Annotated in this window: 20 protein-coding genes; 5 read left to right on the top strand and 15 right to left on the bottom strand. The window is 67.0% G+C overall.

The window, feature by feature from the left end; genetic code table 11:
* Positions 1 to 216: 216 nt before the first annotated feature.
* Complete coding sequence (locus tag AB0I15_RS59545) at positions 217 to 1716, top strand: histidine kinase N-terminal domain-containing protein (protein ID WP_358118076.1); 1500 nt, start codon at positions 217 to 219, stop codon at positions 1714 to 1716.
* Between the two features lie 10 nt (positions 1717 to 1726).
* Here AB0I15_RS59545 and AB0I15_RS59540 read toward each other — a convergent pair whose 3' ends face one another.
* Positions 1727 to 1981 carry a WhiB family transcriptional regulator gene (locus AB0I15_RS59540; RefSeq protein ID WP_358118074.1) on the bottom strand — a complete coding sequence of 85 codons (255 nt, stop codon included), beginning with the start codon at positions 1979 to 1981 and terminating at the stop codon, positions 1727 to 1729.
* Positions 1982 to 2250: 269 nt separating this feature from the next.
* The gene (locus tag AB0I15_RS59535; protein WP_358118072.1) at positions 2251 to 3216 is read right to left on the bottom strand and encodes a diacylglycerol kinase family protein; all 966 of its coding nucleotides are present in this window, start codon (positions 3214 to 3216) and stop codon (positions 2251 to 2253) included.
* Positions 3217 to 3304: 88 nt separating this feature from the next.
* On the opposite strand from AB0I15_RS59535, the gene AB0I15_RS59530 reads away from it, so the two are divergent.
* Positions 3305 to 3688, top strand: coding sequence for a hypothetical protein (locus AB0I15_RS59530; protein ID WP_358118071.1), 384 nt, complete (start codon positions 3305 to 3307; stop codon positions 3686 to 3688).
* A gap of 7 nt (positions 3689 to 3695) precedes the next feature.
* Here the strand turns inward: AB0I15_RS59530 and AB0I15_RS59525 are convergent, their stop codons facing one another.
* The 3 genes from AB0I15_RS59525 to sodN all read right to left on the bottom strand — a co-directional run bounded on the left by AB0I15_RS59525 (position 3696) and on the right by sodN (position 5447).
* On the bottom strand, positions 3696 to 4475 hold the full coding sequence (locus AB0I15_RS59525) for an RNA polymerase sigma factor SigF (RefSeq protein WP_346110346.1): 780 nt from the start codon (positions 4473 to 4475) through the stop codon (positions 3696 to 3698).
* 17 nt (positions 4476 to 4492) lie between these two features.
* A complete protein-coding gene (locus AB0I15_RS59520; RefSeq protein ID WP_358118069.1) occupies positions 4493 to 4918 on the bottom strand; it encodes an anti-sigma factor in 426 nt (141 codons plus the stop codon).
* Between the two features lie 127 nt (positions 4919 to 5045).
* The gene (sodN, locus tag AB0I15_RS59515) at positions 5046 to 5447 is read right to left on the bottom strand and encodes a superoxide dismutase, Ni (RefSeq protein WP_358118067.1); all 402 of its coding nucleotides are present in this window, start codon (positions 5445 to 5447) and stop codon (positions 5046 to 5048) included.
* Between the two features lie 89 nt (positions 5448 to 5536).
* On the opposite strand from sodN, the gene AB0I15_RS59510 reads away from it, so the two are divergent.
* Entirely contained in the window at positions 5537 to 5881 is a 345-nt protein-coding gene (locus tag AB0I15_RS59510; protein WP_358118065.1) for a S24 family peptidase, read from the top strand.
* 22 nt (positions 5882 to 5903) lie between these two features.
* Here the strand turns inward: AB0I15_RS59510 and AB0I15_RS59505 are convergent, their stop codons facing one another.
* The 4 genes from AB0I15_RS59505 to AB0I15_RS59490 all read right to left on the bottom strand — a co-directional run bounded on the left by AB0I15_RS59505 (position 5904) and on the right by AB0I15_RS59490 (position 8843).
* Positions 5904 to 6341 carry a CGNR zinc finger domain-containing protein gene (locus tag AB0I15_RS59505; RefSeq protein WP_358118063.1) on the bottom strand — a complete coding sequence of 146 codons (438 nt, stop codon included), beginning with the start codon at positions 6339 to 6341 and terminating at the stop codon, positions 5904 to 5906.
* A gap of 76 nt (positions 6342 to 6417) precedes the next feature.
* Positions 6418 to 7161: an amino acid ABC transporter ATP-binding protein gene (locus AB0I15_RS59500; RefSeq protein WP_358118061.1), complete on the bottom strand. Its 744-nt coding sequence runs from the start codon at positions 7159 to 7161 to the stop codon at positions 6418 to 6420.
* Complete coding sequence (locus tag AB0I15_RS59495) at positions 7158 to 7985, bottom strand: amino acid ABC transporter permease (RefSeq protein WP_358118059.1); 828 nt, start codon at positions 7983 to 7985, stop codon at positions 7158 to 7160. Before AB0I15_RS59495 ends, AB0I15_RS59500 begins: the two co-directional genes overlap by 4 nt.
* Positions 7986 to 7988: 3 nt before the next feature.
* Entirely contained in the window at positions 7989 to 8843 is an 855-nt protein-coding gene (locus AB0I15_RS59490; RefSeq protein WP_358118057.1) for an ABC transporter substrate-binding protein, read from the bottom strand.
* 261 nt (positions 8844 to 9104) lie between these two features.
* Here AB0I15_RS59490 and AB0I15_RS59485 point away from each other — a divergent pair, with 261 nt between their 5' ends.
* Positions 9105 to 10316, top strand: coding sequence for an NADP-dependent malic enzyme (locus AB0I15_RS59485; RefSeq protein ID WP_358118054.1), 1212 nt, complete (start codon positions 9105 to 9107; stop codon positions 10314 to 10316).
* Positions 10317 to 10591: 275 nt separating this feature from the next.
* Positions 10592 to 11950: a hypothetical protein gene (locus AB0I15_RS59480; RefSeq protein WP_358118052.1), complete on the top strand. Its 1359-nt coding sequence runs from the start codon at positions 10592 to 10594 to the stop codon at positions 11948 to 11950.
* Positions 11951 to 12003: 53 nt separating this feature from the next.
* Here AB0I15_RS59480 and AB0I15_RS59475 read toward each other — a convergent pair whose 3' ends face one another.
* The 6 genes from AB0I15_RS59475 to AB0I15_RS59450 form a co-directional block, all read right to left on the bottom strand.
* Positions 12004 to 13578: a hypothetical protein gene (locus AB0I15_RS59475; RefSeq protein ID WP_358118050.1), complete on the bottom strand. Its 1575-nt coding sequence runs from the start codon at positions 13576 to 13578 to the stop codon at positions 12004 to 12006.
* A 176-nt stretch (positions 13579 to 13754) separates the two neighbouring features.
* Complete coding sequence (locus AB0I15_RS59470) at positions 13755 to 15338, bottom strand: hypothetical protein (protein ID WP_358118047.1); 1584 nt, start codon at positions 15336 to 15338, stop codon at positions 13755 to 13757.
* 459 nt (positions 15339 to 15797) lie between these two features.
* A complete protein-coding gene (locus AB0I15_RS59465; protein ID WP_358118045.1) occupies positions 15798 to 17381 on the bottom strand; it encodes a hypothetical protein in 1584 nt (527 codons plus the stop codon).
* A gap of 718 nt (positions 17382 to 18099) precedes the next feature.
* Entirely contained in the window at positions 18100 to 18732 is a 633-nt protein-coding gene (locus AB0I15_RS59460) for a transposase (RefSeq protein WP_358118043.1), read from the bottom strand.
* The gene (locus tag AB0I15_RS59455) at positions 18732 to 19223 is read right to left on the bottom strand and encodes a hypothetical protein (protein WP_358118040.1); all 492 of its coding nucleotides are present in this window, start codon (positions 19221 to 19223) and stop codon (positions 18732 to 18734) included. Before AB0I15_RS59455 ends, AB0I15_RS59460 begins: the two co-directional genes overlap by 1 nt.
* A gap of 162 nt (positions 19224 to 19385) precedes the next feature.
* On the bottom strand, positions 19386 to 20113 hold a 728-nt coding region (locus tag AB0I15_RS59450), incomplete at its 5' end, for a transposase (RefSeq protein ID WP_358118038.1).

Genomic DNA, 20113 nt, shown 5'->3' with positions numbered 1-20113 from the left:
ACAGTCCCGTCCAGGGGTCCGAGCGACTTCGGCAGTGTGATGGTTCTCACAATATGAGATTTCAAGACAAGTCCAGTTGGTGAACAATGCCTTATCCGCCTTCACTGTGCGAGTGGGCGGGTGTGCGGCCCCACGTGCCCCTTCCGTGGTCAAACGTGGCCATCGCGTCAGGGGGTCGGTTTGGATGTGGCGGGGGAAAGCACGCATGATGCACTCGTGCCGACTCTCAGCGACCTCGTAGCCCGCCACACAGCCCTCGACGAGGCCGATCTCGACTGGCTGCACTCGCTGGTCTCCGACTGGCAACTGCTGGCCGACCTGTCCTTCGCCGATCTCATCCTGTGGGCGCCGCTGCTGGGCGAGAACGGCTGGATCGCGATCGCCCAGATGCGCCCCACGACCGGCCCGACCGTCTACCACGACGACATCGTCGGCAGCGTCGCCGCCAGGGGCGAGCGCCAGCTCATCGACACCGCGTGGAACGAGCGCCGCATCTGCCGCGAGGGCGACCCCGACTGGTCCACCGGCGTCCCGGTGCGCGAGGAGACGATCCCCGTGCGCCGCGCGGTCAACGGGGGCGAGGGCCGCTTCCTGGCGGTCATCCAGCGCTCCACGAACCTGTCCTCCGCCCGCACACCCTCCCGCCTGGAGCTGACCTACCTCCAGAGCGCCTCCGACCTGGCGCAGATGGTGGCCGAGGGACGTTTCCCGTTCTCGGGCGAGGAGCCGATCCTGGTGCGCTCGCCGCGCGTCGGCGACGGCCTGCTCAGGCTCGACCGGGCGGGGCGCGTCACGTACGCCTCCCCGAACGCCCTGTCCGCCTACCGGCGGCTCGGCCTGCACGCCGATCTGGTGGGCGCCGAGCTGGGTCGGGTCACGGCGACGTTGTGCTACTCCGACGAGCCGATCAACGAAGACCTCATGATCGTGGCCAGCGGGCGCGCGGCCAAGGAGACCGAGGTCGAGTCGGGTGGCACGATCGTGCAGCTCAGGGCCATCCCGCTGATCGTCGGCGGCGGCCGGATCGGCGCGCTCGTGCTCATCAGGGACGTGACCGAGCTGCGCCGGCGTGAGCGCGAGCTGATGACCAAGGACGCCACGATCCGCGAGATCCACCACCGGGTCAAGAACAACCTGCAGACCGTGGCCGCGCTGCTCAGGCTGCAAGCCAGACGGCTGCAGGTGCCCGAGGGGCGGGAGGCTCTGGAGGAGGCGGTACGCCGGGTGGGGTCGATCGCGATCGTGCACGAGACGCTGTCTCACGCGCCCGAGGAGTTCGTGGACTTCGACCAGATCGCCGACCGCGTGATCGCGATGGCAGGGGAGGTGTCGTCGCCCGAGGTGGGCGTGACGCCGCGCCGGGTGGGGGCGTTCGGCGTGCTGCCCTCGCTCATCGCCACTCCGGTGGCCATGGCACTGACCGAGCTGTTGCAGAACGCGTTGCAGCATGGGCGGCCCAAGCGGCTTCAGGTGGTGGTCGAGCCCGAGGCGGAGCGGCTGAACGTGACCGTCTGGGACGACGGCCTCGGGCTTCCCGCCGGCTTCGACCTCGACAGTTCCACCAGTCTGGGCCTGCAGATCGTGCGGACGCTGGTGGAGGGGGAGCTGTCCGGCCGGCTCACCATTGAGCCGCGGTTGGAGGGCGGCACGGAGGTCGTGCTGTCGATCCCGCTCCCTCCGGCGGACAGCGCCGGTCGAGTGGTTCGGGCGGTATGAGGGGGTGTGGTCAAGCGGTGGCTCGGGCGCGGGCGCGAGCACTGCGGCGCTTGAGAGCGCGGCGCTCGTCCTCACTGAGACCGCCCCAGACGCCGGCGTCCTGGCCGGACTCCAGGGCCCACTTCAGGCAGGCGTCGACCATCGGGCAGGATCGGCAGACCTGCTTGGCCTCTTCGATCTGCATGAGAGCCGGGCCAGTGTTGCCGATCGGGAAGAACAGCTCGGGGTCCACGTCACGGCAGGCAGCTCGGTGGCGCCAGTCCATGCGTCCACTCCTTAGTAGATGGAGCCTCTCGTCGGCTCCGCGCGGCCACTACTTTGTGAAGAGTTTCACTAACTCGCGCGAACGACTCCCCGGATCCGGTGAGGATCGGGGCTGCTCGCTGATCGCCAGAGGACCTTGGGGTTGTTAAAGGTCCTACGTTCCGACATCCATGAGCCTCTCAGCCACGGAGAGTGCACGCAAGAGGGTTGACGGGAAGTTTTGGCGGTTATGGATGTCGGATGCGTCACACAATGACCGAATGTAACCAGCTAGACCAGAACTTGTAACGCGTTCGGTGTAGACCGGAATGTTACGGTTTCGCGTTCGCCCAGGTAGTCGCCGTCCAGTTGAAAGGCCACTGGGCGCTCCGCGGTGAGCGTGAATTCGGGCTCGTCGTGGAGCTGCACGAGGTGCCGGCCGGCCGGAAGAGCGTCACTCTCCGTAAGGATATGTCGGATCACCGGCGCCATCGAGACCAGCCCCATGCGTCGTAGCCCGAGCAGGTCGAGCCCCGTCTCGAAGCTGGCCCACGGGGTCGGCTGGACCGGCCGGGTGCCCACGTACGTCCACGGCGAGGTGTTGGAGATGATCGCCATGAACAGGCCCCTGGCGCGGAGGATGCCGGGACCGGTCAGGGTGATCGCTGGATGCCGCTTGTCCGTGGCCAGATAGTGCCGTAGAGCCGTGTTCACATACCGTGCCGGGGTAGCTTTCCTCCCGGTGCCCCTGAGGCCCTCTACGGCCCGTACAACCTCGGCGTCGTATCCCATCCCCGAGCAGAACGTGAAATAGCGGCTCTGACCCTCCCAGAGGGCCTGCCCCAAACCCACGGTCCTGCGGCGGTCGTCCCGGAGCGCCTCCAGCACCACGCCCGTGGACTCCACCGGGTCGTTCGGCAGCCCCAGCGCGCGGGCGAAGACGTTCGCGCTGCCGCCGGGGATGACGATGAGCGCGGGCCGGCCGGAGCTCGGGTCGTCGAGAGGTGGGACGGCTTCGCCGTTGACCGGGTTCAGCAGGCCGTTGACGGTCTCGTTGATCGTCCCGTCGCCGCCGAGCACCGCGACCACGTCGTAGCCCTTCGAGCGGGCGGTGGCGGCCAGCGAGGCGGCGTGGCCCCGGTAGCCCGTCTCTTCGACGGCGAGCTCCACGGCCGCGCCGAGCGCGCGGATCAGCACGTCACGCGTGCGGGCGTTCGTGGTGGTGGCCTTGGGATTGACCAGCAGCATTGCGCGCATAGCGCCAGCGTAGCCGGTGGCCTTGTCCGGCTTATCGGCCGAACGTCCTGTTTCTTGGGGCGCCTGGCTCGAGAGGTAGGGTACGGACGTGAATTCTCGCCCGCACACCCTCCTCATCGCCGCCACGGTCGTCGCCCTGGAGGGGCTGGTCGCGTCCGGGCTCGGCGTCTACGTCGCGGTGGAGACGCTGACGGGAGCGCCCGGCAACATGACGACCGCCGTGGCGGAGTCGGTCTTCGGGCTGCTGATCGGCGCGGGCCTGCTCTGGGTGGCCTGGGGCGGGTTGTTCAAGATGGAGCGGTGGGGGAGGTCGCCGGCGGTGCTGGCCCAGATCTTCCTGCTGCCCGTGGGCGGCACGCTCATCCAGTCGGATCAGGCGCAGCTCGGGATTCCGCTGATCGTGGTCGCCCTGACGGGGCTCGCCACACTGCTGGCGCCCCCCACCACCCATGCTCTCTACGGCGACGGTTAGCCGCCGGTCAGTCGTCCGCGGTCAGGCCCTCGCGTAGCTGGGCGAGCGTGCGGGCCAGCAACCGCGAGACGTGCATCTGCGAGATGCCCAGCTCGGTGGCGATCTGCGACTGCGTCATGTTGCCGAAGAAACGCAGCAGCAGGATGCGCTTCTCGCGCGGCGGCAGCCGCTCGAGAAGAGGCTTGAGGGACTCGCGATATTCGACGCCCTCGAGCGACTCGTCCACGATGCCGAGCGAGTCGGACACCGCGGGGGCGTCGTCGTCGCCGGAGTCGGGAGCGTCGAGCGACACGGTCGAGTAGGCGTTGGCCGACTCGAGGCCCTCGAGCACCTCCTCCTCGGTCATCTTCAGGTAGGTGGCCAGCTCGGAGACGGTCGGGGCGCGGCCCTCGCGCTGCGACAGATCGCTGATCGCCTTGGTCAGCGAGAGCTTCAGCTCCTGCAGGCGGCGCGGCACGCGGACCGCCCAGCCTTTGTCGCGGAAGTGACGCTTGATCTCGCCGACGATGGTGGGCGTCGCGTAGGTGGAGAACTCCACGCCGCGGTTGAGGTCGAACCGGTCGATCGACTTGATCAGGCCGATCGTGGCCACCTGCGTGAGGTCGTCGAGCCACTCGCCCCTGTTACGGAAGCGGCGGGCCAGGTATTCGACCAGGGGAAGGTGAAGCTCGACCAGCTCGTCCCTGATGCGCTGGCGGCGCGGCTCTTCGGGACCCAGCTCGGCCAGCTCGGCGAAGAGCATGCGAGCGCGCACCCTGTCGGGCACGGCGTGTTCGCTGGTGGCCATGGCTCCAGTCCTTTCCGTCACGCCGGCCTCGCTGCGCCTCGGCGCTTACGCAGGACGATCGCCATGCGATCGGGGGAGTCTGTCACCGCGTCGACGTCGTCCGCCAGGGCGGTCAGCACCATCCAGGCGAAGTCGTCACGCTTGGGCGCGGAGCTGCCAACCGTCGCCACCTCGACCCTGACCTGCATCTCCTGCCCCGTCAGCTCGAACTCGGCGGTCAGATCGGTGCCCGGCACCGCCTCGCTCAGCAGCATGGCGCAGGCCTCGTCGACCGCGATCCGCAGATCCTCGATCTCGTCCAGGGTGAAGTCGAGCCGCGCCGCCAGGCCGGCGGTGGCCGTTCGCAGCACGGACAGGTAGGCACTCGCGGCGGGGAGTCTGATGCTCACCACGTCGCGGATGCCGGCCACGCCCTCTGCGCGCGTCTCGGTTTCCTCGGTCACGTTCCTCCTCGCGTTTCCGACGCTGACTGCAACTTACCGCCCCGGAGAGGTGCTTGGACTATTCAGACTCGCCATCAACGGAAAAGGCTCTGCACGGTTGGGACCGCACAGAGCCTTATGTGCCGTTTTAGGCGGCCTTGGTCTCCCAGAAGATCTTGGAGATTTCGTCGATCTTGCCCAGCAGGTCTTCTGCCTTGGCGACGTCGACGGTGCCCTTGGCGCCCGCGGCGCCGGCGAGCTTCGTGGCGTCCCAGAAGAGCTGGTGAAGCTGAGGGTACTGCTCGAGGTGCGGCGGCTTGAAGTAGTCGGTCCACAGCACCCACAGGTGGTGCTTGACCAGCTCGGCGCGGTCCTCCTTGATCGTCAGCGCGCGGGCGCGGAAGACGGCGTCCTCGTTGGCCGCGTACTTCTCCATGATCGCCTTGACCGACTCGGCCTCGATCCGGGCCTGAGCGGGGTCGTAGACCCCACAGGGCAGGTCGCAGTGAGCGGAAGCGACATGCTTGGGTCGTAGCAGTCGTGCGAGCATCAGAAAGTCCTTCCTGGATGCTGAATCAGCTTGGTCCACAACCGACCTTACTCGTGTCGGATCGTCGCCGGAGTAGGGGGTCATAGCCCATGAGAGTGCGTGTCGAGGGCGATTCGATGCGTCCCGCGCTGGTTCCCGGCGACTGGCTCCTCGTACGCCGGGGCGCCACCGTCCACCCGGGCGACCTCGTCGTGGCCCGGCTGCCCGGCGATCCCGATCGGCTCATCGTCAAGCGGGCACAGTGGCACGGGCAGGACGGCTGGTGGCTGGAGAGCGACAACCAGCGGGCGAGCGGCCGGCGCGACAGCTGGGACTTCGGCCCCGTCCACGACATCGTCGGCCGGGTCGTGCTGCGCTACTGGCCGCTGGTGCCGCGAGTACGCCGGGCCCGCGCGGCGCGCCGGCTCTGGCGGGCGCGCCGAGGGCGCGGTTAGGCGTCGCCCTCGCGGCGGGCCGTCAGGGGCCGTTCTTGCGGCGGGCCCTGAAGGCGGCCACGTTCGCGCGGCTGGCGCAGCGGGCCGAGCAGTAGCGGCGGGAGCGGTTGGAGGAGGTGTCCAGGAACGCCTTGCCGCAGCGCGGGTCCTTGCACCGGCCGAGCCGGTCCGGGCCCAGCTCGGCGACGAGCGCGGCCAGGCCCATCACGGCGCTGGCGGCGGAGTCCTCGGCGAGGTGGAGGTGCCAGGGGTTGCCGTCGTGGTCGGAGAGCTGGGGGCGTACGGGATAGCGCACCAGCAGAGCGTTCAGGAGGCCGGCCACGGCCCGGTGGTCGGCGCCGTCGTCGCCGGCCGCGTCGAAGACGGCGGCCAGCTCGTCGCGCAGCCGCCTGAGCTCGGGCGGCGGGTCGGGGTCGTTGGCCAGCCGCACCGCCCACTCGGCGTAAGAGGTGAGGTCCATCCCGGTGTATTACACCAGACGGCGGGGCCGCTGAGCGAAACCCGGCGCCCCCGCCGTCGTGGTCATCCCGCTGGGTTCACCCCTCTGGGTGCAGCACCCGGTGCAGGAACGCGCGGGTGCGCTCCTGCTGCGGGTCGCCGATCACCTGCGCCGGGACGCCGTCCTCGACGATCACGCCGCCGTCCATGAACACCACCCGGTCGGCCACCTCGCGCGCGAAGCCCATCTCGTGGGTGACCACGAGCATGGTCATCCCCTCCTCGGCCAGCTTGCGCATGACGGTGAGCACGTCGCCGACCAGCTCGGGGTCGAGCGCCGAGGTGGGCTCGTCGAACAGCATCAGGTCCGGGTTCATGGCCAGCGCCCTCGCGATGGCCACCCGCTGCTGCTGCCCGCCCGAGAGCTGGGCGGGCAGGGAGTCGCACTTGGCGGCGACGCCCACCTTGTCCAGGTTCTCCCTGGCAGCGACCTCAGCCTCCTTCTTGCCGCGCTTGAGCACCCGCTGCTGGGCGATCATCACGTTCTGCAGCGCGGTCATGTGCGGGAACAGGTTGAACTGCTGGAAGACCATGCCGATGCGCCGCCTGACGGCGTCGATGTCCACGTCGGGGTCGGTCACCTCGAACCCCTGCACGAACACCTTGCCCCGGGTGGGCTGCTCGAGCAGGTTCACGCAGCGCAGCAGCGTGGACTTGCCCGAGCCCGAGGGGCCGATGACGCAGACCACCTGGCCGGGCTCGACGGTCATGTCGATGCCCTTGAGCACCTCGTTCTTGCCGAAGTATTTGTGCAGGTCCTGAAGCTCGATGGCGTGTGTCATCGGTTCCTCCCCTTACGTCCCTCCAGCCGGGACGCGAGGTAGCCCAGCGGAATGGTGACGATCAGGTACGTCACGCCGGCGACCATGATGGGCGTGGCGTTGGCGAACTGGGAGGCCAGGTCGTTGCCGAACTTGGCCAGCTCGACGTACTCGCCGGAGACGCCGAGGAACAGCACCAGCGACGAGTCCTTGAGCAGCGCCACGAACTGGTTCGTGGTCGGCGGGATGACCATGCGGATGGCCTGCGGGATCACCACGGTCACCTGGGCGCGGGTGGCCGACATGCCGAGCGACCTCGCGGCCTCGGTCTGTCCCTTGGGCACGGCCTGCAGGCCCGCGCGGAAGACCTCGGCCTGGTAGGCCGCGCCGACCAGGCCGAGCCCGAGGATGCCCTGCCCGTAGGTGCCACCGGGCACCTCGAAGCCGGGCAGCGCCAGCGGCAGGAACGTGATCATCAGGAAGATCAGCAACGCGGGCAGGCCGCGGAAGATCTCGATGTACACGATCGCGATCCACCGGTACGGCAGGACCTGCGAGAGCCGCATGAGCGCCAGCACCAGACCCAGCACGAACGCGAAGATGAACCCGCCGACCGCGTAGATGATCGTGTTCCGCAGTGCGATGGTGAACAAGTCGGGCAGAGCCTCGCGTGCCACGTCGGGCTTGGCGAAGTTCTGGGCGAGGCTGCCCCAGTCGGCGTACAGTACGACGCCGACGAGCGCGGCGGCCAGGACGACGTACTGGATGCCCCGGCTGATCTGCTGCTTTTTCCGAGGGCTGAGCCTGGCGCGCCCAGGCTCAGCCGTCTTCGGCTGGTCGGCCATGGATCAGCCCAGCTCGCCGGGCTTCTTGCCGAACCACTTCACGTAGATCTTCTCGTAGGTGCCGTCTTCCTTGGCCTTGGCGATCTCTTCGTTGATCGTCTTGAGCAGTGTCGGGTCGGCGCCCTTCTTGAGGCCGATGCCGTACTGCTCGCCGGTCTCGAGGCTGGCGACCAGCTCGAACTTCTCGGCTACGTCGGGCTTCTTGAGCCAGGTGAGCACGACGGGCAGGTCCTGGACGATCACGTCGGCCTGGCCGGCTTGGAGGGCCAGCAGCTCCTTGGCGGAGTCGGCGTACTCGGTGGGGTCGAAGCCGTTCTTCTTGACGTAGTCGAGGCCGGTCGTGCTGGCCTGGGCGCCCAACTTGAGGCCCTTGGCCTTGACGTCCTCGAGCGACTTGGCCCCCGTGCCCTTCTTGGCCAGCAGCGCCTGCGTGGCGTCGAAGTAGGGGTCGGAGAAGTCGATGTTCTTCTGGCGGTCAGGCGTGATCGTCATGCCGGCGGCCGCGACGTCGCACTTGCCCGCGGCCATGGCGGCGCCACTCTTGATCACCGCGAAGTCGATGTCCACGATGTTCTGGGTCACGCCCAGCTTCTTGGCGGCGAGGTCGACGATGTCCACGTCGAACCCGACGACCTTGCCGCTGCCGTCCTTGAACTGGAACGGCTCGTAAGGGATGTTCGTGCAGACCGTGAGCTTGCCTGGCTGCACCAGCTTGACGCCTCCGGCCGCGGAGGCGCTCGCACTGGTGGTGCCGGAGCCCGTGCCGGTGCCGCTGCCGCACGCGGTCAGCGCGAGGGCAGTGGTCAAGACGAGCGCGCCGACGGCGTAGCCACGGCGGCTCTTGGGGCTGAGGGCCATGTACGGCCTCCTCGATGTGAAATGCCACGAAACTTGCGTTTTGTGCAGTTTAAATGGGGTTTTGCTGCGGTCCGTCATCCGCCATTTAACAATGCGTCAACAGAACGGCGTCGGCTCCGACACCGAACCCCATCTCACCATGTGGCACTATGGGGGAACGGGTGACCCCCGTACCCCTCTGAGACGCTCGATGAGGGGGACTTTGGCAGCTACCGAAGCCAGCCCGCTCGCGCTCGTCCGCCGAAGGTACTTCCGCTTCCGATGACTACAGGGGTCGCTGTGGCTGCCACGCCCGCTTCTGCTTCCGTCGAATCACTCGACCTCGATCCGGCCTTCGCGCTCCACCGCGGAGGCAAGCTCGAGGTTCGCTCCACCGTTCCCGTCCGCGACGCGGACGACCTCTCCCTCGCCTACACCCCCGGCGTCGCCCGCGTCTGCACCGCGATCGCCGAGACCCCCGCCCTGGTCAACGACTACACCTGGGTCTCCCGGGTGGTCGCCGTCGTCTCCGACGGCACGGCCGTGCTCGGCCTGGGCGACATCGGCCCCTCGGCCGCCATGCCCGTCATGGAGGGCAAGGCGCTGCTGTTCAAGGAGTTCGCGAACGTCGACGCCGTCCCCATCTGCCTCGACTGCACCGACGTCGACGCCCTCGTCGAGACCGTGGTGCGCCTCGCGCCGTCGTTCGGCGGCATCAACCTCGAGGACATCAGCGCCCCCCGCTGCTTCGAGATCGAAGACCGGCTACGCGACCTGCTCGACATCCCCGTCTTCCACGACGACCAGCACGGCACCGCGATCGTGGCGCTGGCCGCCCTCCAGAACGCCGCCCGGCTGACCGGCCGCGCCCTCGGCGACCTGCGGGTCGTGGTGGCCGGCGCGGGCGCCTCCGGCGTCGCCGTCACCCGCATCCTCCTCGAGGCGGGCATCGGCGACATCGCGGTCTCCGACTCCAAGGGCATGATCTACGAGGGCAGAGAGGACCTCAACCCGATCAAGCAGGCCCTCGCCCGCGACACCAACCGCGCGGGCCACACCGGCTCGACGGAGGAGGCCCTGGCGGGCGCCGACGTGTTCCTCGGGCTGTCCGGCTCGACCGTCACCGAGCAGGCCATCGCCACCATGGCGCCCGACGCCATCGTGTTCGCGCTGTCCAACCCGACCCCCGAGGTGCACCCCGACGTGGCCGCCAAGCACGCCAGGGTCGTCGCCACGGGGCGCTCCGACTTCCCCAACCAGATCAACAACGTGCTGGCCTTCCCCGGGGTGTTCAGGGGCGCGCTCGACGTGCGGGCCACCACGATCACCGAGAACATGAAGGTGGCCGCGGCCAACGCGCTCGCGGGCGTCGTCGGCGACGACCTGTCGGCCACCTACGTCATCCCGAGCCCGTTCGACGAGCGCGTCGCGCCCGCCGTGACGGCCGCGGTGGCCGCTCAGGCGCGCGCTGACGGCGTGGCGCGCCTGGCCTGAGGGTGGTTGTGAGGATGCGGGGGCTTTCGGCCCCCGCATCGCCTTTTTGCCGCCCCGCACCAGCTCAGAAGGGCTTTCCGGTTACTCGGCCCTTCCGTGGGTAGGTGATGTCCCCGTCCAGGAGCAGGCCGCCGGTCCGGCCGCGCGCGGGCCGCGGAGGGTGTGGATGGGAGTTGGAGTGACCTTTGGGAACTGCCATAAATCCTTTACGCAAGGTGCTATAACAGTAGCTCTCTGTAAGGATGTGGGCGCCGACTCCTGTGACGAGGAGAGCGATGGAACGCGAGCCTAATCGACTGCTGCAGCAGCTCATCGCGGAGGCGGGTTTTTCCCACAAGGGATTGGCCAGGCGCCTCAACGATCTGGGAGCCGCACGCGGCACCCCAGGCCTCAAGTACGACCACAGTTCCGTCCTGCGCTGGATCGGGGGTCAGCGGCCGCGCGATCCCGTGCCCTGCCTGCTCACCGAGATCTTCGCGCTGCGGCTGGGCAGGCAGGTCACCTCGGAGGACCTGGGCATGCCGGCCGTCATCACACCCCTCGATCTCGGACAGGAGTTCACGCACACGTGGCAGGAGGGGGTCGCGACCGTGACGGCGCTGTGGCGGGCCGATGTGGAGAGACGGAGGTTCCTGATCGACTCGACGTTCGCGATAGGAGCGGGTTCGGTAGGAGCCATACGCTGGCTGACGTCCCCCTCCGAGGGGCGCACGAGCGGCAGTGGGACGCGGCGCGTGGGCCGCGCCGACGTCGCCGCGATTCACGAGGTCACCCGATCGTTCGGTGAGCTCGACAACAGGTTCGGCAGCGGACGCGTCCGCTCGTCCGTGGTCAAATACCTCGACACCGCCGTCTCCCCCCTGCTCAAGGACGGCTCGTACGGCGAGTCCACCGGTCGGCAACTGGCCGCCGCGGCCGCCGAGCTGACCCGGCTGGCGGGCTGGATGGCCTACGACATGGAGCAGCACGGCCTGGCCCAGCGCTACCTGATCCAGGCCCTGCGCCTGGCCAGGGGAGCCGACGACCAGACCCTGGGCGGCGAGATCCTGGCCGGCATGGCGCACCAGGCCATCTACATGGGCCAGCCGGCCCACGCCCTCGACCTGGCCAGGGCCGCGCAGATGGCGGCCCGCACGGCCGGGGTCAAGACGCTCCTGGCCTCCGCGCACGTCCTGGAGGCCCACGCGCACGCCGGCCTGGGTGACGCCCGCTCCTGCGGCGCCGCCCTGCACGACGCCGAGTGCGCCTTCGATGCCCGCAAGCCCGCCGAGGAGCCCAAGTGGCTCAGCTACTTCGACGAGGCTTACCTGTCCGCTAAATTCGCCCACTGTTTCCGTGATCTGGGAGAGGGGGAGCGGGTCGTGCGTCAGGCGCGGCGCTCGCTCGACATGGACTCCCGGTACGTGCGGGGGCGCATGTTCAACCTGTCTCTGCTGGCGGCGGGGCTGCTGCAGTGCGGTGAGCTGGAGGAGGCGTGCTCGGCCGCGGCCGGCGCGCTGACGCTGGCCAGTGAGCTGCAGTCGGCTCGGTCGCGGTCTTATGCGGCTGATCTGCGGCGGCGGCTGGAGCCGTACAAGAACGAGCGGCCGGTGATGGCGCTGCGCGAGCGTACGCGCGAGCTCACGGCCGTGTGAACGTCAGAACGGCCCGGGTTCCTCATGACCCGGGCCGTTCTGACGTTGGGGGGTTACTTCAGCATCTCGCCGTTCGGGCCGACGATCGACTTGGTCGCCGCGAAGTTGGCCTTGTTGTAGACGTCGGCCACCTCGCCGTCGAAGTACGCCGAGCTGATGAAGTCGATCCGGTCGTTCTTGTCCTGGTCGGCGAACAGGCTCGTCACGCCGTTGACGTAGCCGGTGCGCTTGTTGTTGTCGTACTTCATGAGCCAGGGACCGCCGTCGGCGCCGCCGGTCATGGAGCACTTGAGCACCTGGTGGGTCTCGACCCTGAAGGTGTTGACCTGATACTGCTTCGTCGCGGTCTTGCCCGCGCACCACTTCGGCGTGACGCCGGTGAACGGCCGGTCGCCGTCGGGGTGCGGGGCACCGGGGTAACCGAAGACCGTGACCTGCTGGCCCATCTTCTGGTTCCACGCGAAGCCCTGACCGCCCACGACGTCGCCGAGACGGCCCACGTCCTTCGCCTTGCCGGCGGCCGGGAAGATGAAGTACGAGTCGTGGAAGTACTTGGTGCCCGAGGTCACCTTGAACCACTGGATGACGTAGTACTGGCGCAGCCAGTAGTCGCCGAGGTCGTCCTTGTAGACCTTGCCCTTGACCTTGCCGGCGGCCTTGTCGTCAAGGAGCTGCTTGTACTGGGCCTCGGTGAGCGGGGTGTCCTTGACAGCGCCCTTGTCACCGTTGCGCCACTTGGCCGGGTTCTCGTCCGCCGCGGGGGCCGCGTTCCACTGCAGCTCCGTGACCTCGACCTCGTTGTTGGTCGGGACGGAGTCCTGGAAGTTGCCGCCGGCGGGGTCCTTGGTGGTGAAGCCCTCGGCGCGGAAGCCGCTGTTGGGGCCGTACTTGTCCAGCCCCTCCTTGTACTGCTGCTCCGCCGTCTTGCCGCCCGGAATGTCCTTGAGCTCGGTGGACTTGATGTCCTTCTTGCCCATGAACTTGTCGAACTCGGACTTCAGGACCTGCTTGGCCTCACCGTTGGAGCCGAGCGAGAAGCCGTTGTGGACGGCCACGAAGGCGTAGTCACCGTCGTAGTCGTCGTAGGTGTCGAGGTCGTACGCGGTGAAGGCGTACGCGCCCACGTAGACGCCCCAAGGAGCCTTGCCCTGGTAGTAGCCCGGGACGAAGATCCAGTTCTTGTAGACGTCGGCCTTGGTCTCGTACACGCAGTGGCCGGCGGTGGCGACCAGGTTGCGGTTGCGGGACTGGATGGAGGAGGCCGAGCACCAGCGGAGCTGGTTCTTGCTGTCGACGAAGAACACCTTGCCGATGGTCTTGGGCAGGTTGACGTTCTTGGAGACCGCGGCCTTCGGGGTGGTCAGCCCCGTCATACCAGGCTTGCCGTCAGGGGCGCTCTGGCTCTGCGAGGAGACGAGCCTGGGCACGTCCTTGGCGTCCAGGCGGTACTGGGTGGCCTTCCGCAGGGACGCGCCGTTGGCGTCGAGCCAGAAGTCGGCGATGCCGTACGCGTCCGCGGGCTTGGGTGCGAGGTTGTCGGTCGCCCATTGGGGTTCTGCCTGGGCGGGGGCGGCAAGGGCGGCGGCGCTCAGGCCGGCGACGGCGAGGGGGATGAGCAGGCGCTTCAACGGAGGCTCCACGGTTTGTCAAAAGGGGTGTAAAGACCCTATCGACCCTTGTGTCACTCCGGTAAGGGGAGTGACCAGATTTATCGGCATAAAGGCCAAAGGGCCCGGCGGATGCCGAGCCCTTTGGTGTTGCTACTGAACGCTGACCGAAGTCGTTGTTCGGATCGCGGCGATACTTACTTGACGAGCTTGCCGGACCACACGGCCGCAGCGGCCTTGTAGATCGTGGCGGTCTCGCCGTCGAAGTAGGCCGAGGTGATCGTGTCGTAGCGCTTGTTGTCGTCGGTGTCAGCGATGAGGCTGGTGACACCGTTGACGTAGCCGAGACGCTTGGCGTTGCTGTACTTGTACAGCCACGGGCCACCGTCGTAGCCGGCGGTCACGGTGCACTTCAGCGACTGCTGCTCCTCGACCTTCTTGCTCGGGATGAGCAGAGCGTTCTTGGAGGTCTTGCCGTAGCACCACTTCGGCGTGACACCGGTGAACGGCTTGTTGCCGTCCAGGTGCGGGCCGTACGGGTAACCGAACGTCCGGACGTACTTGCCGGACGGCTGGTTCCACGCGAAGCCCTGGCCACCGACGTTGTCGCCGAGACGGCCCTTGTCGACCAGCGACAGGTCCCCACCGGTGAAGATGAAGAAGCTGTCGTGGAAGTACTTGGTGCCGCTGGAGACCTTGAACCACTGGATGACGTAGTACTGGCGCAGCCAGTAGTCGCCCAGGTCGTCCTTGAACACCTTGCCCTTGACCTTGCCGGCGGCCTTGTCGTCGAGCAGCTGCTTGTACTGAGCCTCGGTCAGCGGAGTGTCCTTGATGGCACCCTTGTCGCCGTTCTTCCACAGGCTCGGGTTCTGGTTCGCGGCCGGAGCGCTGTTCCACTGCAGCTCGGTGACCTCAACCTCGTCCGTGGTGGGCACGGAGTCCTCGAAGTTGCCGCCAGCCGGCTCCTTGGTGGTGAAGCCCTCAGCGCGGAACCCGCCGTTGGGGCCGTACTTGTCCAGCCCCTCCTTGTACTGCTGCTCGGCGGTCTTGCCACCGGGGATGTCCTTGAGCTCGACGCTCTTGACTTCCTTCTTGCCCTCGTACGCGTCGTACTCGGACTTGAGGACCTGCTTGCCCTCGACGCGGCTGACGTTGGCGCCAATGCCGTTGTAGACAGTGACGAACGCGTAGTCGCGGTCGAAGTCCTCGTACACGTCGAAGTCGTAGTGGGTGAAGGCCTGCTTACCCACGTAGATGCCCCACGGGGTCTTGCCCTGGTAGTAACCGGGGACGAACACCCAGCGGGAGACGACCTCGTCGTTCGCCGCGATGTCGTACACGCAGTGACCGGCCGTGGCGACCAGGTTGCGGTACTGCGACTGGATCGAGGTGCCGGAGCACCAGTAGAGCTTGCCGTCGCGGCCCTCGAAGAAAACCTTGCCGATGGTCTTCGGCAGGTTCACGTTCTGAACCTTGACGGTGGTCTTCTTCTCCTCGCCGATGGGCTGGGTCGAGCCCGGCTTGGTGTCCGCGCTATACCCACCCCCACTCTTGATCTTGGAGACCTCGAGGGCGTCGGGGTTGAAGGCCACAGCGCCACGGAGCGCTGCGTTGTTGGACTTGGTCCAGAAGTCCACGACCTCGGCGGCCTGCGCCGCGGTCTTGGCCAGCGGGTCAGTCGCAACGGTGTCGTCGGCCTGGGCAGTGCCGGCCAGGCCGGCAGCCAGAAGACCAGTGGCCAGAATGGCGCCACCGGCCGGGAGGAGGATGCGCTTCACAGGTAACTCCTTGCGCTGTCGTGGAACGCCTCTTGCGTCCCATGCGTCAGTAAAGGGATAGCCAGGAACATACAGTGTCGATCTTGAAAACAGGAAGCCGCTTTGGTCGGAAAAGATGCGACAAGCCGGGTGTGATCGTTCTGTGATGTTTAAGAAGTGGATGCGCGGGAGCTGAGCAAAGCTCGCCTTGTGACCGTTTGCCCTGATCAACATAAGGAAGTTGTCAGTGTGGCTCGCGAGGCCCCGGTGGTCCCTTGATCCGCTCCGGCGCGGCAATGTGACGCAGATCACATCAAGTTGATGGCACCGTCTGAGCGCGCCGTGCGTCCAAACGCCTTCACATTCGTAGGACGTTCACCGGATGGTCGCCGGAAAAGCAGAAGGGCCCGGCGGGATGCCGGGCCCTTCTCTGACCATCGCTACACGATCGGTTCAATACCGGTCGCTGAGCGTTACTCCTTAGACGACCTTGCCGGACCAGGCGGCAGCGGCGGACTTGTAGACCGTGTTGGTCTCACCGTCGAAGTACGGCGAGGAGATGTAGTCCACGCGCCCGTTGCTGTCCTGGTCGTTGAAGGTGCTCGTGACGCCGTTGACGTAGCCCAGACGCTTGGCGTTGCTGTACTTGTACAGCCACGGACCACCGTCGGCGCCCTCGGTCATGGCGCACTTGAGGGCCACGTGCTCCTCGATCTTCTTGGCGGCCGAACCGACCAGCTTCTTCGTCGTGTTGCCGTAGCACCACTTCGGAGTCACGCCGGTGTAGTTCTTGTTGCCGTCAGGGTGAGGAGCGGCCGGGTAGCCGAACACGCGCACGGCCTTGCCGGTGGGCTGGTTCCAGGCGAAGCCCTGGCCGCCCACGTTGTCGCCCAGGCGACCCGCGTCCTTCACCGTGACGTCGCCGCCCGTGTAGATGAAGAAGGAGTCGTGGTAGTACTTGGTCGTCTTGGAGACCTTGAACCACTGGACGACGTAGTACTGGGTGTGCCAGTAGTCGCCGAGGTTGTCCTTCCAGACCTTGCCCGGGACCTTGCCGGCCGCCTTCTCGTCGAGCAGCTTCTTGTACTGAGCCTCGGTGAGGGGCGTGTTCTTCACCGCACCCTTGTCACCGTTCTTCCACTTCTTCGGGTCGCTGTCGGCGGCCGGAGCCGCGTTCCACTGACCCTCGGTGACCTCGACCTTGTCGACGGTCGGAACGGCGTCCGTGAAGTTGCCGCCCGAAGCCTCCTCGGTCGTCTTGGTCTCCGCGCGGAAGCCGCCGTTGGGGCCGTACTTGTCCAGCCCCTCCTTGTACTGCTGCTCGGCGGTCTTGCCGCCGGGGATGTCCTTCAGCTCGGTGGACTGGACGTCCTTCTTGCCCTCGTACTTGTCGAACTCGGACTTGAGGACCTGCTTCTTGTCCACCTTGCCGGCGGTGACCGACACGCCGTTGTACACGGTCACGAACGCGTAGTCGCGGTCGTAGTCCTCGTACACGTCGAAGTCGTAGTGGGTGTACGCCGTCTTACCGACGTAGATGCCCCACGGGGACTTGCCCTGGTAGTAGCCGGGCACGAAGACCCACTTGCCCATGACGTCCGTGTTGGCGCCCGTGTCGTACACGCAGTGACCGGCCGTGGCGACCAGGTTGCGGTACTTGGACTGGATCGAAGTGGCGGAGCACCACTTCTTCTCGCCCTTGCTGTTGATGAAGAACACCTTGCCGATGGTCTTCGGCATGTTGACGTTCTGCGCCTTGGCGGTGGTCTTCTTCTCTTCGCCGGTCGGAGCGGTCGAGCCCGGCTTGGTGTCCGAGCTGTAGCCGCCCTTGCTCTGCAGCTTGGCGACGTCAGCCTTGTCCCAGACGTTGGACTCGGTGGCGGCCTTGAGGGCAGCACCGTTGTTCTCCGCCCAGAAGTCGGCGATGGCCTTGGCGTTGGCCGCGCTCGCCGCCATGTTGTCCTTGGCGACGTCGGTGTCGGCCTGAGCGCCGCCGGCGAGGCCGGCGGCCAGGAGACCGGTAGCCAGGATGGCGCCACCGGCGGGGATGAGGATGCGCTTCAAGGGAACTGCTCCTTGCTCTGTCGTGGGTCGCAACATGCGTCCCATGCGTCAGTAAAGGGATGGCAAGGAACATAGCGCGACGATCTCCGCAGGTGGAACCCGGTTTGGGCATTCGGGAAACCGCGCTTGCCGTCGTGACCTTTCTGTTATCTGTCAGAAGTGTTCGCGGCGCGTGATCGGGAAGTTACGTTTTCGCAGGGTGTGGACGGGTTGTTGCTGTCGGGGCGGAAGTGCCGTTAGCGGCCCGCAACCGCCTGTAGTCGGCGAAACGTGACTCAGATCACAGGAACCAGATTGATGGCTGGCCCGTCTAATTTTGCCTGATCTTCACAGGAGATCTTCAGGTTCGGGCTTGGGGGTTTCGGCAGGATGCCGTGCGAGGCTCTGTGTCTGATGGTGAGGAGCGGTTCTGTGCGCTGTCTCTCGGGCGTAGGGCGGCCGAGAACACCGCAGCCGAACGCGCACGGCCGTCATGGGGCCAGGGAGGGCTGCCCAGGGGCGGTTCTCGCGAGACAGGATGCGACTCGGCGCGCGATGTCCGTGAAGTCGTGATGGCTGTGGCAGCCGGCTCGTGCGGAGGCCTCCGCTCACCCCGATTGCGTTCTTCTATCAGATTCCGTGGCGCGCTAGAGCTGACCGGAAATCAAGCCTTGCTGGGCAGGCGGCAGCGAATCCCGACTGTGATCAGTAGTGAGGATCGGCAGGACTGTTGTGGTGGTCAGGCTGCTTTTGGGTTCGATGAGGACGGCCTCGCCGTTGCGGATGATGATCTTCTGGCCGGTCGGGGCTGGAGCTGGCCGGCCAGCCTGCGGGCGCGACGGTCCTTGTTGGTGCGGCTGTCGTTGTAGTCGGCGCCCAGGTCATGGACGTGGGCCTGAGAGTCGGACAGCAGCTGGCAAATGACGGTGAGCACCGAGTTTCCGGCGGCGACGAGGGACTTGGGCTTGCCGCTGTGGCGGGCGATACTTCGATAACGCTCTCCGAGGAAGGTGGCGCTCTTGCCGAAGGAGAAGACGATTCGGCCTAATGAGCTGGCCAGCCGGCGGTTGCCCTTCTTTCGACTCGCCGACTCATGCGCCTGCGGGCAGAACTTGGCCCAGGACGCCAGATGGGTGGTGATGGGGAAGCAGCTGATCTCCGCGCCGATCTTGGCGATCAGCTCTTGGGCGGCGACCTGCCCTACTCCGGTGATCTCATCGGGCTGGGCCGCCTGAACCGAGAAAGGGGCCATCGCATGCTCGATCTCGGCGTCTAGCAGAGCGGCATGCTCGCTGAGCCGGTCGATGTTGGCCAGCATGAGGCGCAGCAGCACGGCCTGGGGTTCAGTGAAGAACCCGCGCAGTGCCTCCACTAGCAAAGGGATCTTGCCGCAGCCAGCACCCTGGGATCACGCTGACCGTCGACCAAGGCCTGCGGCATCTGCTGGCCGGACACCCCAAATATGTCGCTGATCACCGACGACAGCTTCACCTGGGCGTCCTCCAACGGCTTCTCGACCCGCTGCATCTCCGGGGTATGGTCCTCGATCAGCGAGCGCCCATACCGGGTTCGATCCCGCAGCTTGCGGATCGGCGCGGGTTGCACCAGCGAGGGCCAGCACGTACCCACTCGGCTACTTTGGCCAGCCAGCGGTATGCACCGGGGGAACAGCATGCCGCCGTCCACGGCCTGCTCGCCCAGGGCAAGACCCACACCGAGATCTGCAAGATCCAGGGCTGTCGGACAAGACCGTGCGCGAGCTCCGCCACTGCCGATCAGGCCTACGCCGGTCCCCGCCAGTCTTTCCGGCAGATAGAGCGATTCGCCTTCTACCTGCAGGAATGGTGGAAGCGGGGGATACACGACGGCGCCAGCTGCACGCCGAGATCGCTGCTCAGGGCCACCGCGGCAGCACCCGCTCCGTCCGCCGCTATCTCCAGCCGCTGCGTGCCGGTCCTACGAAGCGGCAGCTCCCACCTACGCCGACTAAGCTTGACTCTGTCGGGGATCTTGTTCGCTGTCGGGTCAGCTGGCAGCTCGCCAGGAATGCAAGCGCGGGATGCCTTGCTGATCGAGGTAGTTCTGGAAGGCTGTCGGCGGTCGTGGGGGCGCGCTTTCTCCAGGAGGGCGCCGGCTGAGGCGTTCGACGTTGACGGCGATGGCGGTGAGCACGTGTTGCAGGTGGGCCTTGGCTTGCCCGCGGTAGCGGCAGCGGCGCATGCCATGGCCGTGGGCGAACTCGCAGATGGTGCCCTCGATGCCGGAACGCACCGCGTAGCGCTTGTGCCAGTCCGGTTCTCGCTGCTCCGCGCGGTTGCGCAGCTGCAGTTCGTGTAGTTCTTGCGGAGGAAAGCCCACGTTGCGCGCACCGTCGCGGGAGGTGGTGCACTTGGCTCGGACCGGGCAGGGTTGGCACTGGCTCTTGGTGAAGCGGGCCACGATCAACGGGGCGGCGGTGGGCGAGGATGTCGGATAAGGGCCGTGCCAGCCCTTGCTGACCTGGCCCTGCGGGCAGGTGACTTCCTGGCGGTCGAAGTCGATGCGAAAGTCGTCGCGGGCGAAACCCTCACCCTGGCGGTGTTGGTGGGTGGGGTTGCCTGGAAGAGGTCCGACCACGGTGATCTGGTGTTCACGTTCGGCCTGTTCGAGGTGGACCAGGGAGGTGTAGCCACCGTCGACCAGGTGCTGCTCGGGCCGTAGGCCCCGGCATTGCAGCCGGGTGTGGATGCCGGGCAGGACCTCGGTGTCAGCGC

This window comes from Nonomuraea sp. NPDC050643, assembly GCF_040654715.1.
In the GTDB taxonomy this organism is placed as follows: domain Bacteria; phylum Actinomycetota; class Actinomycetes; order Streptosporangiales; family Streptosporangiaceae; genus Nonomuraea.
The sequence above is the reverse complement of the archived record's forward strand: the minus strand, read 5'-3'. Positions and strand labels throughout refer to the sequence as shown.

Bases quoted from the DNA above. Each gene is read 5' to 3' on its own strand.
- AB0I15_RS59480 (WP_358118052.1), top strand. From the start codon at position 10,592: ATGGAACGCGAGCCTAATCGACTGCTGCAGCAGCTCATCGCGGAGGCG.
- sodN (WP_358118067.1), bottom strand. From the start codon at position 5,447: ATGCTCGCACGACTGCTACGACCCAAGCATGTCGCTTCCGCTCACTGC.
- AB0I15_RS59510 (WP_358118065.1), top strand. From the start codon at position 5,537: ATGAGAGTGCGTGTCGAGGGCGATTCGATGCGTCCCGCGCTGGTTCCC.
- AB0I15_RS59485 (WP_358118054.1), top strand. From the start codon at position 9,105: ATGACTACAGGGGTCGCTGTGGCTGCCACGCCCGCTTCTGCTTCCGTC.
- AB0I15_RS59495 (WP_358118059.1), bottom strand. From the start codon at position 7,985: ATGGCCGACCAGCCGAAGACGGCTGAGCCTGGGCGCGCCAGGCTCAGC.
- AB0I15_RS59525 (WP_346110346.1), bottom strand. From the start codon at position 4,475: ATGGCCACCAGCGAACACGCCGTGCCCGACAGGGTGCGCGCTCGCATG.
- AB0I15_RS59535 (WP_358118072.1), bottom strand. From the start codon at position 3,216: ATGCGCGCAATGCTGCTGGTCAATCCCAAGGCCACCACCACGAACGCC.
- AB0I15_RS59490 (WP_358118057.1), bottom strand. From the start codon at position 8,843: ATGGCCCTCAGCCCCAAGAGCCGCCGTGGCTACGCCGTCGGCGCGCTC.
- AB0I15_RS59500 (WP_358118061.1), bottom strand. From the start codon at position 7,161: ATGACACACGCCATCGAGCTTCAGGACCTGCACAAATACTTCGGCAAG.
- AB0I15_RS59540 (WP_358118074.1), bottom strand. From the start codon at position 1,981: ATGGACTGGCGCCACCGAGCTGCCTGCCGTGACGTGGACCCCGAGCTG.
- AB0I15_RS59505 (WP_358118063.1), bottom strand. From the start codon at position 6,341: ATGGACCTCACCTCTTACGCCGAGTGGGCGGTGCGGCTGGCCAACGAC.